The 13,760-nt window shown below is 70.8% G+C and carries 14 protein-coding genes; all 14 read left to right on the forward strand.

Translation table 11 applies throughout. The features are described from left to right. Positions 1-55 precede the first annotated feature (55 nt). The 14 genes from pgsA to ruvA all read left to right on the forward strand — a co-directional run bounded on the left by pgsA (position 56) and on the right by ruvA (position 13,659). A complete protein-coding gene (gene pgsA, locus OHA77_RS36485; RefSeq protein WP_406313787.1) occupies positions 56-673 on the forward strand; it encodes a phosphatidylinositol phosphate synthase in 618 nt (205 codons plus the stop codon). An 11-nt stretch (positions 674-684) separates the two neighbouring features. Then, the gene (locus tag OHA77_RS36490; RefSeq protein ID WP_326823646.1) at positions 685-1,599 is read left to right on the forward strand and encodes a phosphatidylinositol mannoside acyltransferase; all 915 of its coding nucleotides are present in this window, start codon (positions 685-687) and stop codon (positions 1,597-1,599) included. Between the two features lie 84 nt (positions 1,600-1,683). After that, positions 1,684-2,811, forward strand: coding sequence for a glycosyltransferase family 4 protein (locus OHA77_RS36495; protein ID WP_406313788.1), 1,128 nt, complete (start codon positions 1,684-1,686; stop codon positions 2,809-2,811). Beyond that, positions 2,808-3,347 (forward strand): hypothetical protein, encoded by a 540-nt coding sequence (locus OHA77_RS36500; protein ID WP_406313789.1) that lies wholly within the window; start codon positions 2,808-2,810, stop codon positions 3,345-3,347. The genes OHA77_RS36495 and OHA77_RS36500 overlap by 4 nt, the downstream gene beginning before the upstream one ends. 132 nt (positions 3,348-3,479) lie before the next feature. Further along, on the forward strand, positions 3,480-4,478 hold the full coding sequence (locus tag OHA77_RS36505; protein ID WP_406313790.1) for a DUF3048 domain-containing protein: 999 nt from the start codon (positions 3,480-3,482) through the stop codon (positions 4,476-4,478). A gap of 327 nt (positions 4,479-4,805) precedes the next feature. Continuing rightward, positions 4,806-5,654, forward strand: a complete 849-nt coding sequence (gene pdxS, locus OHA77_RS36510; protein ID WP_406319931.1) for a pyridoxal 5'-phosphate synthase lyase subunit PdxS — start codon at positions 4,806-4,808, stop codon at positions 5,652-5,654. A gap of 127 nt (positions 5,655-5,781) precedes the next feature. Then, positions 5,782-7,473, forward strand: coding sequence for an alkaline phosphatase D family protein (locus OHA77_RS36515; RefSeq protein ID WP_406313791.1), 1,692 nt, complete (start codon positions 5,782-5,784; stop codon positions 7,471-7,473). 81 nt (positions 7,474-7,554) lie between these two features. Further along, entirely contained in the window at positions 7,555-7,968 is a 414-nt protein-coding gene (locus tag OHA77_RS36520; RefSeq protein WP_326823641.1) for a MarR family transcriptional regulator, read from the forward strand. Between the two features lie 116 nt (positions 7,969-8,084). Then, positions 8,085-9,293 (forward strand): MFS transporter, encoded by a 1,209-nt coding sequence (locus tag OHA77_RS36525; RefSeq protein ID WP_406313792.1) that lies wholly within the window; start codon positions 8,085-8,087, stop codon positions 9,291-9,293. Positions 9,294-9,362: 69 nt separating this feature from the next. Further along, positions 9,363-9,953, forward strand: a complete 591-nt coding sequence (gene pdxT, locus OHA77_RS36530; RefSeq protein ID WP_326823639.1) for a pyridoxal 5'-phosphate synthase glutaminase subunit PdxT — start codon at positions 9,363-9,365, stop codon at positions 9,951-9,953. 3 nt (positions 9,954-9,956) lie between these two features. After that, a complete protein-coding gene (locus OHA77_RS36535) occupies positions 9,957-10,709 on the forward strand; it encodes a YebC/PmpR family DNA-binding transcriptional regulator (RefSeq protein WP_326823638.1) in 753 nt (250 codons plus the stop codon). Between the two features lie 141 nt (positions 10,710-10,850). Continuing rightward, on the forward strand, positions 10,851-12,125 hold the full coding sequence (locus OHA77_RS36540; protein ID WP_406313793.1) for a cation:proton antiporter: 1,275 nt from the start codon (positions 10,851-10,853) through the stop codon (positions 12,123-12,125). 329 nt (positions 12,126-12,454) lie between these two features. Next, on the forward strand, positions 12,455-13,042 hold the full coding sequence (ruvC, locus tag OHA77_RS36545) for a crossover junction endodeoxyribonuclease RuvC (protein WP_326826851.1): 588 nt from the start codon (positions 12,455-12,457) through the stop codon (positions 13,040-13,042). Continuing rightward, complete coding sequence (gene ruvA / locus OHA77_RS36550; RefSeq protein WP_406313794.1) at positions 13,039-13,659, forward strand: Holliday junction branch migration protein RuvA; 621 nt, start codon at positions 13,039-13,041, stop codon at positions 13,657-13,659. Before ruvC ends, ruvA begins: the two co-directional genes overlap by 4 nt. Positions 13,660-13,760: the final 101 nt, after the last annotated feature.

Consider the following 13,760-nt stretch of genomic DNA (forward strand, 5'->3'; position numbering starts at 1 on the left):
ATTACGGAGCGTTGAATACACGCTGACAGGCTGTTTGGCCTACGATCGGAGCGCGATGCTGAAACTTCTGCGCCCCGCCGTCACCCGAGCTCTGACCCCCTTGGGCAGGGCACTCGCCCGCCGGGGGGTCAGCCCCAACATGGTCACCACGGTCGGCACACTCGGCACGGTCGTCGCGGCTCTCTTCTTCTACCCCCGGGGAGACCTGTTCCCCGGCACGGTAGTGATCACGTTTTTCGTGCTCGCCGACCTTCTCGACGGGGTGATGGCCAGGATGGCCGGCTCGGGAAGCGTCTGGGGTGCCTTCCTCGACTCCACCCTCGACCGGGTGGGCGACGCCGGGATCTTCTCGGGGCTGGCGATCTGGCTCGCCGTGAGCGGCCAGCGGGCGCTGGCCGGGGTCGCGCTGTTCTGCCTCGTCGCCGGTGCCCTGGTGTCGTACATCAAGGCCAGGGCCGAAGGCCTGGGCATGACATGCGACGCGGGCATCGCCGAACGGCCCGAGCGTCTGGTCGTCGGCCTGGTCGCGGCCGGTCTCGCGGGCCTCGGCGTGCCGTACATCCTGGCCGTGGGGTTGTGGCTGCTCGCCGTGGCCAGCGCGGTCACCGTCGTCCAGCGCCTGCTGCACGTCCACCGCCAGGCCTTATCCGTTTCGTCCCGGACCCTCCGCTGATCGGGAGAGCGATGACCGACAAGCCGTCCCTGCAGGATCGTCTCGTCGCGGCCGGGTTCGGCGCCGGCTGGGCGCTCGTCCCCCGGCTTCCCGAACGCCTCACCGCCTGGGCCTTCCGCACGGCCGCCGACCGGCTCTGGAAGCGCCGTGGCAGGTCGGTGCTCCGGCTGGAGGCCAACCTCGCACGGGTCAAGGGCACCTCGCCGGACGATCCGGGGGTCAGGGAGCTGAGCCGCGAGGGCATGCGCTCCTACTTCCGTTACTTCCACGAGGTGTTCCGGCTGCCCTCCATGTCCGCCGGGCAACTTCTCGCACGCACGCACGTCGTCGGGGACGCACAGATCTACGACAACCTCGCCAGGGGGCGCGGTGTGGTCTTCGCCCTGCCGCACATGGGCAACTGGGACCAGGCGGGCGCCTGGTTCGTCGCCAAGGGGCACCCGTTCACCACCGTCGCCGAGCGGCTCAGGCCCGAGTCGCTGTTCCACCGCTACACCGCCTTCCGCGAGGGACTGGGCATGGAGGTGCTCCCGCTCACCGGCGGGGAGAGCCACACCTTCGGGACCCTGGCGCAGCGCCTGCGGGCCGGGCGCCCGGTCGCCCTGCCCGCGGAACGCGATCTGACCGCCAAGGGCGTCGAGGTGCAGTTCTTCGGTGCTGCCACCCGCATGCCCGCCGGCCCCGGCCTGCTGGCGGTGCACACCGGGGCCGCGCTGATCCCGGCGATCCTCTCCTTCAAGGGGGACGACTGGGTGATCCACTTCCACGACGAGATCGTGGTGCCCGCCGAGGGCGACCGGAAGGAGAAGGTGGCCGCCGTCATGCAGAGTCTGGCCACCGTCTTCGAAAAGGGCATCGCCGAGCACCCTCAGGACTGGCACATGCTCCAGCGGCTCTGGCTTGAGGATCTGGAGCCACGTGACTGAGAGGTCCCGTCCGGGTCCGGCGCAGGGCGGAGAGCGTGACGGGGCCGGCCCCGCGCGGCACGGGCGAGAAGCGGTGAGGGCGTAATGAGGATCGGCATCGTCTGCCCCTACATGTGGGATGTGCCGGGTGGCGTGCAGGTGCACATCCGCGATCTCGCCGAGGCCCTGATCGAGGACGGTCACCAGGTTCAGGTGATCGCGCCGGCGGGTGAGGACGCGGTGCTGCCCGCGTACGTGACCTCTGCCGGCCGCGCCGTCCCGGTCCCCTTCAACGGGTCGGTGGCCAGGATGTCGTTCGGGTTCCTGTCGGCCAACCGGGTGCGCCGCTGGGTCCGTGAGGGCCGGTTCGACGTGTTGCACGTGCACGAACCGTTCATCCCCTCGGTGGGCCTGCTCGCCTGCTGGGTGGCCAGAGGCCCGATCGTGGCCACCTTCCACGCCTCCTACGGCCGTTCCCGCGCCTTCTCGGTCGCGTCCCCCGTGATCATGAGCGCCCTGGAGAAGATCACCGCTCGGATCGCGGTGTCGGACGCGGCGAGGAAGACCCTGGTCGAGTTCATCGGCGGGGACGCCGTGCTCATCCCCAACGGGGTGACGGTCAGCCGCTACAGCGAGGCCGAACCGCTGCCCGGCTGGGAGCACGGAGAGGTGATCGGTTTCCTGGGCCGGATGGACGAGCCCCGCAAGGGCCTGCCGGTCCTGCTGGAGGCGTTCACCCTGCTGGCGGCCGAGCGGCCGGGGCTGCGCCTGCTCCTCGCCGGACCCGGTGACGAGAAGGAGGTGCTGGAGAGGGTGCCGGCCCGCTTCCACGACCGGATCGACCTGCTGGGCATGGTCAGCGAGGAGGACAAGGTCCGCGCCTACCACACGGTGGACGTGTTCTGCGCGCCCAACCTGGGCGGGGAGAGCTTCGGCATCGTGCTCACCGAGGCGATGTCGGCCGGTGCCGCGATCCTGGCCAGCGACATCCCGGCCTTCCGCAAGGTCCTCAACGACGGCCAGGCCGGGGCGCTGTTCGAGACCGGCGACGCCGCGTCGCTCGCCCGTGAGGCCGCCGCCCTGCTGGACGACCCCGACCGCCGGGCCAAGCTGTCGCGGGAGGCCCGTGAGGCCGTGCTGAAGTACGACTGGTCCACGGTCGCCCGTGACGTCCTGCGCGTCTACGAGACCGTGGCGAGCACCGCCGGAGTCGAGGAGGACGACACGCCGTGACCACCACGCTGATCCTGGTGGTGGGCGCGCTCGTGCTGCTCACCGCCGTCTACGTCTCCTGGCGGGCGGGCCGGCTGGACCGGCTCCACATCCGGCTGGAACTGGCCCGCGAGTCCATGGACGCCGCCCTGGTACGGCGGACGGCCGTCTGCCTGGAACTGGCGGCCTCCCGGATCCTGGACCCGGCGACGAGTCTGGTGCTGGCCTCGGCCGCCCACGAGGCCCGTACGGCGGGGCCCGACGAGCGCGAGCACGCGGAGAGCGACCTGTCGCGAACGTTACGGGCGGTGGTCGACCAGGAGCGCTTCAGCGACCGGCTGGCCGCCACTCCGGCCGGCCCGGAACTGCTGGAGGAGCTCGGCACCGCGGTGGCCAAGGTGCTCTACTCGCGCCGCTTCTACAACAACGCGGTCGGGGTGACCCGGACCGCCCAGCGCCGCTGGCTGGCCCGCACGCTACGGCTGGCCGGGCATACGGAGTATCCGGACTTCTTCGAGATCGACGACGCGCCCCCGCAGGCCCTCGCCATCGAATAGGACCACGCGGAGCCGGCTGCCCGGCAGCCCGGCGAGGTGTATCAGAAGCGTGGTATCCGACAAGTCGGACACCGGTAAGCTCGGGGGCGTTTCAAGGCCGACTTGAGGAGATGAGCCGTGCGGGTGCCCCGGATGATCGCCGTTACGCTGGCGGGAGCGGCGGTTCTCGCGCCGGCTGCGGCCTGCTCCTCCGACGAGCCCGCACCGGGGAAGATTCCGCAGGCCGCCGACGCCGCGGAGCCGTCATCCCCGCCGACGCCGGAGCCGACTCACCCCTTCACGGGCATGCCCGGCTCCGCACGGAGGCCAGTGCTCGCGGCGAAGATCGAGAACACCTCGGCCGGCAAGCCGCAGCTCGGCCTCAAGAGCGCCGACATCGTCTATGTCGAGCAGGTCGAGGCGGGCCTGACCCGCCTCATGGCGATCTTCTCCTCGAAGCTCCCGCCCAAGATCGGCCCGGTCCGCAGCGCCCGGATCTCCGACATGCACATCGTTCCGCAGTTCGGCAGGCCGGCCTTCGCCTACTCGGGCGCGCAGACCAAGATGCTCCCCATCATCGCGCAGTCGTCGCTGGTCGACGTCTCCGACAGCAGGGCTCCGGGCGCCTACTTCCGCCAGCCCGGCCGTTACGCGCCCTACAACCTGTTCGCCGACACCAAAAAGCTGCTGACCCAGGCACCCAAGGCGACCAAGGCCAAGGACGTCGGCCTCACCTTCGGTGACGCCCCCGAGGGCGGCGTGCCCAAGAAGTCGTTCAGTGTGAAGTATCCGGCGGCCCGTTTCACCTTCGCCTGGTCGGAGTCCGCCAAAAAGTGGCTGATCTGGCAGGACGGCAAGAAGGACATGGCAGCCGAGGGAGGCCAGCTCGGTGCGCCCACCATCGTCGTGCAGTACACCAAGACCGAGCGTTCGGAGTTCCACGACCTGAACCAGAGCTACACGCCCCTGGTGCACAGCACCGGCAAGGGCAGCGCGATCGTGCTCCGCGACGGCCAGGCCTTCAAGGCCAGATGGTCGCGTGAGACGGAGAAGGACGGCACCGTCTTCACCACCGCGGCGGGGGAGCCGATGAACTTCGCCCCCGGCCAGGTGTGGGTCGTGCTGGCCTCCCGCACACCCGTCATCCCCTGAGTCTCCTGCTCCGTGCGGACCGGGGCCGGGCGCGTACCCGGCCGCCGGCCGTACCCGGCCGTGCGGGGAGGATCCACGGGTTTTCCCCGGTCCGGCGGCCCCCCGGTGGGCGGCCGACCGGCCATGCTGTCCATGCGGGCCACCGGATGAGGACAGGATGGCGTGTAAGGGAACAGGTGGATCAGCGCCTACCATGGAGATGTGGTGGCCGTCCCCGCGGACGGCCCATGATCCGCAATCAGCCGTCGTGAGGTAGAGACCGTGTCCAGCAGTACACCCGAAGTCACCGAGACCGCCGTCACCGGAACCGCCCGGGTGAAGCGAGGCATGGCCGAGATGCTCAAGGGCGGCGTCATCATGGACGTCGTCAACGCCGAGCAGGCCAAGATCGCCGAGGATGCCGGTGCCGTCGCCGTCATGGCCCTCGAGCGGGTTCCCGCGGACATCCGCGCCCAGGGGGGCGTCTCCCGGATGAGCGACCCCGACATGATCGACGGCATCATCGCCGCCGTCTCCATCCCGGTGATGGCCAAGGCCCGCATCGGCCACTTCGTCGAGGCCCAGGTGCTCCAGTCGCTCGGTGTCGACTACGTCGACGAGTCCGAGGTGCTGACCCCCGCCGACTACGCCAACCACATCGACAAGTGGCAGTTCACGGTGCCCTTCGTCTGCGGTGCGACCAACCTGGGCGAGGCGCTGCGCCGCATCACCGAGGGTGCGGCGATGATCCGCTCGAAGGGCGAGGCCGGCACCGGTGACGTGTCCAACGCCACCACCCACATGCGCAAGATCCGGGGCGAGCTCAAGCGCCTGTCCTCGCTGCCCGAGGACGAGCTGTTCGTCGCGGCCAAGGAGCTGCAGGCGCCGTACGAGCTGGTCGCCGAGGTCGCCAAGTCCGGCAAGCTGCCCGTCGTGCTGTTCACCGCCGGCGGCATCGCCACCCCGGCCGACGCCGCCATGATGATGCAGCTCGGCGCCGAGGGCGTGTTCGTCGGCTCGGGCATCTTCAAGGCCGGCAACCCGGCCCAGCGCGCCGCCGCGATCGTCAAGGCCACCACGTTCTATGACGACCCCGACGTCATCGCCAAGGTCTCCCGCGGCCTGGGCGAGGCCATGGTGGGCATCAACGTGGACGACATCCCGGTCCCGCACCGCCTGGCGGAGCGCGGCTGGTAGGAAATTTCAGAAAGGCGGCATCCGTGAAGGATGCCGCCTTTTTCATGACGGGAGGAGTTCACTCCCTTGTCATGATCCTCCACAAGGCTGACGGGCGTCCGTGCCCGATCATCCTGGGAGGCCCCCCATGTCCCGGCTCACCCGACGCTCCTTTCTCGTCACCGGTATCGCGGCGGGGGCGGTGGCGGGCGTTCCCGCCATCGCCCATGCCGACCCCGGACCCACCCCGGAGAACGCCGCGTCCCTGGCCGCCCGCGGCCTGCGCGCCGATCCCTTCACCCTGGGCGTCGCCTCGGGTGATCCCGACTCCGACGGCTTCGTGATCTGGACCCGGCTGGCGCCCCAGCCGCTCGCCGAGGACGGCCTGGGCGGGATGCCCGGCCGGCCCTTCCCGGTCCAGTGGCAGATCTACGGCGACGCCGCCGGCCGCCGGGTGCTGCGGCGGGGCGTGGCGACGGCGACCCCGGAGTGGGGGCACAGCGTCCACGTCGAGCTGGACGGGCTCTCTCCCGATCGGGAGTACTGGTACCGCTTCAAGCTGGGGCCCTACGTCTCGCCGATGGGCCGTGCCAGGACCGCCCCGCACGTGCTCTCCTACGGTTCCGGACTGGCGATGGCCTTCGTCTCCTGCGCCCAGTACGAGCACGGTTACTTCACCGCCTACCGGCGCCTGGCCGAGGAGCACCCCGACCTGGTCCTGCACCTGGGCGACTACCAGTATGAGTACACCAAGGACACCTACACCATCCCCGGTGGAAACGTCCGCGACCACGAGGGGCCCGAGACCGAGAGCCTGGCGAACTACCGTCAGCGGCACGCCCAGTACAAGGCCGACCCCGATCTGCAGGCCGCGCACGCCGCCGCGCCCTGGCTGGTCGTCTGGGACGACCATGAGGTGGACAACAACTGGGCCGATGAGGTGCCGGAGAAGCCCGAGGTGCCGCAGCCGAACTTCCTCAGCAGACGGGAGGCGGCCTTCCGGGCCTACTACGAGAACATGCCGCTGCGTCGCGGATCCATCCCGCGGGGCATCGACATGCAGCTCTACCGGCGGGTCCGGTGGGGCAGGATGGCCACCTTCCACATGCTCGACACCCGGCAGTACCGCAACGACCAGGGCTGCGGCGACGGTTACCACGACTGCCCGGAGGCCGTCGACCCCGCACGCTCGATCACCGGTGACGCGCAGGAGAGCTGGCTGCTGGACGGCTTCCGCCAGTCACGGGCCCAGTGGGACATCATCGGCCAGCAGGTCTTCTTCGCCCAGCGCGACAACAACGCCGGGCCCGCCAAGATCACCAGCCAGGACGCCTGGGACGGCTACGTCGCCTCGCGGCAGCGGATCACCCAGGGGTGGGTGGACGCGGAGGTGCGCAACCCCGTCGTGCTCACCGGCGACGTGCACGCCCACTGGGCCGGCGACCTCAAGCTCGACTACGACGACCCCACCACGCGCACGGTCGGCTCGGAGCTGGTCGCCTCCTCCATCACCACGGGCGGCGACGGCCGCGACTCCGACCCTGCGGCCCAGCCGTTCCTGACCATCAACCCGCATCTGAAGTTCTACAACAACCAACGCGGCTACGTGGTCACCCGGATCGGGCGCGAGCAGCTCACCGCGGACTTCAAGGTGCTGCCACAGGTCACCCAGGCCGGCGCGGCGGCGTACACCAAGGCGACCTTCGTGGTCGAGGACCGGGTCCCGGGTATCCAGCAGACCTACCTGCGGCCACTCGACCCTTCGGTGGCCAGGACGCCGGAGCCGACGGCGGAACAGCGGATCCAGGAGACCGTGGACTGGGAGACCAGGCGCCCCTGACCGTCTCCAGGGCGGCGTCCTCCGGGGCGCCGCCCCTTCTCCGGAATAATAGTTAGCCAAGCTAAGTTAGACTGGCTAACTATGACGGACGACCTGGCCGAGAGCCTTTCCACAGAGCTGCGCCACCTGGTGCTGCTGCTCCGCCGTGCGGCGGCCGGGCAGCCGGTCACCAGCCAGCAGTCCGCCGTGCTGGGCTCGCTGGAGCGCGGGCCCCGCCGGATGACCGAGCTGGCCGAGGAGCACGGTGTCCAGCTGCCCACGATGACCGTGCAGATCAACCGGCTGGAGGAGCCCGGCCTGGTGGCACGGGGCACCGATCCGGCCGACGCCCGGGTCCGCACGGTCGAGCTCACCCAGGAGGGCCGCACCCGACTGGTCGCCGTCCGCCGTGCCCGGATCGCCTATCTGACCGAGCGGCTCGAAGCGCTGACGGCCGAGGAGCTCGCCGCGATCGGCGCCGCGCTTCCGGCCCTGGCCAAGCTCGGCCGCAGCTGACCTTCGTGCCGCCGCCGGTGCTCTCCCCACCGGCGGCGGCACGGCACCACCGGAGAGAAACGCACGATCGGGCGGCCGGTCTCCGTGCCCGCCTCGTCCGAGAAGGAGTCCACCCCATGTCCGCACAGAGCGGCGCCAGCATCCTGCGCCAGCCGATGTCCGTCTGGGCCACCGCGTTCGCCGCGGTCGTCGCCTTCATGGGCATCGGCCTGGTCGACCCCATCCTGCCCTCCATCGCCCAGGGCCTGCACGCCGGCCCCAGCCAGGTCTCCCTGCTGTTCACCAGCTACTTCCTGGTCACCGCGGTCGCGATGCTCGTCACCGGGTGGGTCTCCAGCCGGATCGGCGGCAAGCGCACCCTGCTGCTCGGCCTCGCCCTGGTCGTGGTCTTCGCCGCCCTGGCCGGAACCTCCGGCAGCGTGGGCGAGCTGATCGGCTTCCGGGCGGGCTGGGGCCTGGGCAACGCCCTCTTCGTCGCCACCGCCCTGGCGGTCATCGTCGGCGCGGCGAGCGGCGGTGCCGAGTCGGCCATCATTCTCTACGAGGCGGCCCTCGGCCTCGGCCTCTCCACAGGCCCGCTGGTCGGTGCGACCCTCGGCGACTGGAGCTGGCGCGCCCCCTTCTTCGGCACCGCCACGCTCATGGCCGTCGGATTCGTCCTCATCGCGACGCTGCTGAGGAGCGCTCCCAAACCGGCCGTGCGGACCCGCCTGAGCGACCCGCTCCGCGCCCTCGCCCACGGCGGCCTGTCGACCACCGCCTTCACCGCGCTCTTCTACAACTTCGCCTTCTTCACGATCCTGGCCTTCACCCCGTTCATCCTCGGCATGTCGCCGTACGGCATCGGCGCGGTCTTCTTCGGCTGGGGCGTCTGCGTCGCGCTCGCCTCGGTCTTCGGCGCCCCCGCCCTGCAACGGCGGTTCGGTTCGGTCAAGGTGCTCCACCTGTCCCTGGCGGTGCTGGCCGTCCTCCAGGTCGGCATCGCGCTGTCGGGCCACATCGGGATCATCGTCTTCGTCGTGCTGGCCGGCATCCCGATCGGCCTGAACAACACGGTGTTCACCGAGGCGGCCATGGAGGTCTCCGACGCGCCGCGGCCCGTCGCCTCCGCCGGGTACAACTTCGTCCGCTGGATGGGCGGGGCGCTCGCGCCGTACATCGCCACCAAACTGGGGGAGGACGTCGCCCCCGCCGTGCCGTACTTCCTCGGCGCGTTCTGCTGCCTGGTGGGAATGGCCGTCCTGTACGGCAGGCGCCACCACATGAGGAGCCTGGAGCGGGTCGACGCCGACCACGCCGCGCACGGCGCCCCCGTCACCGCCTGACCGGTTTGGGCGACGAGCCCAGTGGCCATACGCTGATAGGGCATTCCGAGCACCTTGAAAGGACCACTGGTGAGCATCGCCCCAACGATCGGTGTGTTCGCGCTGCAGGGAGACGTGCGCGAGCACCTGCGCTCCCTGGAGGCGGCGGGCGCCAAGGCGGTGGCCGTACGGCGGCCCGGCGAGCTGGAGGCGGTCGACGCCCTGGTCATCCCCGGCGGGGAGTCCACCACGATGTGGAAGCTCGCCGAGACCTTCGACCTGATCGAGCCGCTGCGCCTGAGGATCAAGAACGGTATGCCCGCCTACGGGTCCTGCGCGGGAATGATCATGCTGGCCGACCGGATCGAGTCCGGTGTCGACGGCCAGCAGACGATCGGGGGCATCGACATGGTGGTCCGCCGCAACGCCTTCGGCCGGCAGATCGCCTCCTTCGAGGCCGACATCGACTTCGCGGGCCGGGGGGTCCTGCGTGCGGTGTTCATCCGTGCGCCGTGGGTGGAATCCGTCGGGTCCGAGGTGGAAGTGCTGGCTCGGGCCGAAGCTGAGGATAGGATCGTCGCGGTCCGTCAGGGACCGCTGCTCGCCACGTCCTTCCATCCGGAACTTACCGGGGATGTCGGCGTGCATTCATACTTCGTTGAGATGGTGAGGGAGCTCTAGGCGATGTCCGGCCACTCCAAATGGGCGACGACGAAGCACAAGAAGGCCGCGCTCGACTCCAAGCGAGGCAAGCTGTTCGCCAAGCTCATCAAGAACATCGAGGTCGCGGCCCGGACCGGCGGCCCCGACCCGGACGGCAATCCGACGCTGTACGACGCCATCACGAAGGCGCGCAAGAGCTCGGTCCCGATCGACAACATCGAGCGTGCCCGTAAGCGCGGCGGTGGCCTGGAGGCCGGCGGCGCCGACTGGCAGACCATCATGTACGAGGGGTACGGCCCCGGCGGCGTCGCGGTGCTCATCGAGTGCCTGACCGACAACCGCAACCGTGCGGCCTCCGAGGTCCGGGTCGCCCTGACCCGTAACGGCGGCTCCCTGGCCGACCCCGGCTCGGTGTCCTACATGTTCAACCGCAAGGGCGTCGTGCTCGTCCCCAAGGGTGACCTGGAGGAGGACGACGTGCTGACCGCGGTCCTCGACGCGGGTGCCGAGGAGGTCAACGACCTGGGTGACCAGTTCGAGGTCGTCTCCGAGGCCACCGACCTCGTCCCGGTCCGCAAGGCCCTGCAGGACGCCGGGATCGACTACGACTCGGCGGAGTCCAGCTTCCTGCCGACGATGAACGTCCCCCTTGAGGAGGACGGCGCGCGCAAGGTCTTCAGGCTGATCGACGCCCTGGAGGACAGCGACGACGTCCAGAACGTCTGGGCCAACTTCGACGTCTCCGACGAGGTCCTGGAGAAGCTCGACGAGTAGGTCCCTCGGAACACCCGCCTCCGGCTCCGGAGGCGGGTGTTCCGTCGTCTGAGGGGGTTTTGGGTAGCTCTGTGGGCCCAAATCCCCGATGGTGGCCTCCGGGAGGTTTGCCGCTCGGGGGAGGGGCAGCTCAGCCGGGCGATGGGAAATCCTGATCTTGTCTTCGCGCTCGCGGGTGTCGGCGCGCTGCTCGCGGCGGTCCTTCCCCGCCTGCTCAACCGGCGCCCCTTCTCCCTGCCGCTGGTCTGCCTGATCTGTGGCGCCCTGCTCTACCTCCTGCCGTTGGACCTGCCCGAGCCCGATCCCGTCGCCCACCGCGCACTGGTCGAGCACGTCACCGAGATCTGTGTGCTGATCTCTCTCATGGGGGCCGGGCTCGCGATCAACCGGCCCTTCGGCCGGCGTGGCTGGGCTTCCACCTGGCGTCTACTGGGCTGGACGCTCCCGCTGACCGTCGTGGCGGTGGCCGGCGCCGCCGGTGCCGTGCTGGGCTGGCCCCCCGCCGCGGCGCTGCTGCTGGGCGCGGTGCTCGCCCCGACCGATCCGGTGCTCGCCTCCGACGTACAGGTCGGTGAGCCGGTCGACTCCGAGAAGGCCGACGACGAGGTCCGTTTCACCCTCACCTCCGAGGCCGGGCTCAACGACGGGCTCGCCTTCCCCCTGGTGTTCGCCGCCATCGCGATGGCGGGCTCCGGAGGCTTCGGATGGGCCGGCGGATGGGCACTGACAGACCTGCTCTACAGGTGCGGGGCCGGCGTGGTCTGCGGTCTGCTGGCCGGAAAGCTCCTGGGACGGCTGTTCTTCCGCGCCCGGGTGTCCGACCTGCGGCTCGCCGAGCACCGGGACGGTTTCGTCGCGCTGGCCGCGACGTTCCTGGCGTACGGCCTCACCGAGCTGGCGCACGGATACGGGTTCATCGCGGTCTTCGTGACCGCGTGCACCATCAGGGCCGCCGAGCGCACCCACGGGTACAACGGGGTGCTCCACGGCTTCATCGAGCAGATCGAACGGCTCTTCACCGCCTGGCTGATCCTGCTGCTCGGCGGGTCCGTGGCCACCGGCGGCCTGGCCGCCCTCACTTGGCGCGGCGCCGCCGTCGGCCTGTTGCTGCTGCTGGTGATCCGGCCGCTGGCCGGATGGGTCGCGCAACTCGGCGGCTCGGCGGGGCCGCGTGAGCGCGGTGTGACGGCCTTCTTCGGCATCCGCGGCATCGGCTCGCTGTTCTACCTCGCCTACGCCCTCGGCCAGGCCGACTTCGGCGTGCCGGCCGAGGAGCTCTGGGCCGTGGTCATCTTCACGGTGCTCGGCTCCCTCGTCCTGCACGGGATGACGGCGACGCCCGTCATGGCCCGGCTGGACCGCCTGCGTGACAGGGCCGCGGACACGGACGCCGAGCCGGCGGCCCAGCACCTGTAGGCGGCCCGGCGCTTACCAGGCCCGGCGCTTACCAGGCTCAGTGCTTACCAGGCTCAGTGCTTACCAGGCCCAGTACTTATAAGGAGCGCCGTTCCCCTGCCGGGCGGCTCCTCGGGACCGGCCGGCACAGGGGGTCCATCCGTCGGCCTGAGGATGTCCCGCCACGGCCGGCGCCGGCGTCTCGACGCCGGACTCCAGGCCGGCCGTACCTGCCCAGCCATCTTCCGGGCGGTGGCGCGGGCAGCCGTGCGTGAGGTGCTCTCACGCGGTAGAGTCGGGCACCGAACAGGTGTTCGGCGAGCGGAGGCGTGTCGGTGCGGTTGCCCGAGCTGCGGGTGATGGGGGTCGATCCGGGGCTGACCCGGTGCGGGCTCGGAGCGGTCGAGGGGCGGCCCGGGGCGCCGCTGAGCCTCGTCAAGGTCGGGGTCGTCCGGACCCCGGCCGACGACGAGATCGGAGCCAGACTGGTGGCGATCGAGGCGGGCATCGAGCAGTGGCTCGACGAGGTCGAGCCCGACGCGGTGGCCGTGGAGCGGGTCTTCGCCCAGCACAACCTCAGGACCGTGATGGGCACCGCGCAGGCGTCCGCCGTGGCGATCCTGTGCGCGTCCCGCCGGGGGCTGCCAGTGGCGTTGCATACGCCGTCCGAGGTCAAGGCGGCGATCACCGGCAGCGGCACGGCCGACAAGCAGCAGGTGGGGACCATGGTGACCCGGCTGCTCCGGCTGGACGCCATGCCCAAGCCCGCCGACGCCGCCGACGCGCTGGCACTGGCGATCTGCCACGTGTGGCGGGGCGGCGCGCAGAACCGGCTGGCCGAGGCACTGGCCAGGACCAAGACCGGACCGGGGACGACCGCCGCCGCCTACTTCCGGGGGCGGGGCCGGGCCGGATATTCGAAGGGAAGCACACAATGATCGCCTCGGTGCGGGGGCGGGTGGCCGCGATCGCGCCCGACGGCGCGGTGGTCGAGGTCGGCGGGGTGGGCATGCTGGTCCACTGCACGCCGGGCACGCTGGCGACGCTCCGGGTCGGTGAGGAGGCCCGGCTGGCCACCTCGCTCGTGGTCCGGGAGGAGTCGCTGACGCTGTTCGGCTTCGCCGGCGACGACGAGCGCGGCGTCTTCGAGATGCTGCAGACGGCCAACGGGGTCGGCCCCAAGGTCGCTCTGGCGATGCTGGCCGTCCACACCCCCAACGCGCTCCGGGTGGCCGTGGCGAGCGCCGACGTGAAGGCGCTGACCAGGGTGCCCGGGGTCGGTCCCAAGGGGGCTCAGCGGATCATCGTCGACCTCAAGGACAAGCTCGGCACGCCCGACCAGGCCGTCAACGCCGCCCTCAACGGCGGCGCGGCCGTGCCCGCCTGGCGGGATCAGGTCCACTCCGGCCTGGTGGGGCTCGGCTACTCGGCGAGGGACGCCGACGAGGCGGTCGCCGGCGTCGCCCCCCAGGCCGACGCCGAGGTGGCGCAGGGCCGCTCTCCGCAGGTGGCGGCGCTGCTCAAGGCCGCGCTCCGCGCGCTGAGCGTCCGATGAGGGGGCACTCCACGATGCGGTTCCCCGACGGCCGCGCCGAGACCGGGGCCTCTCGCCCGGGCACGGAGACGGAAGCCCCTCGCGGGGGCGCGCAGAGCCGA

Origin of the sequence: Streptosporangium sp. NBC_01639 (genome assembly GCF_045209755.1) — a bacterium.
Lineage (GTDB): Bacteria > Actinomycetota > Actinomycetes > Streptosporangiales > Streptosporangiaceae > Streptosporangium.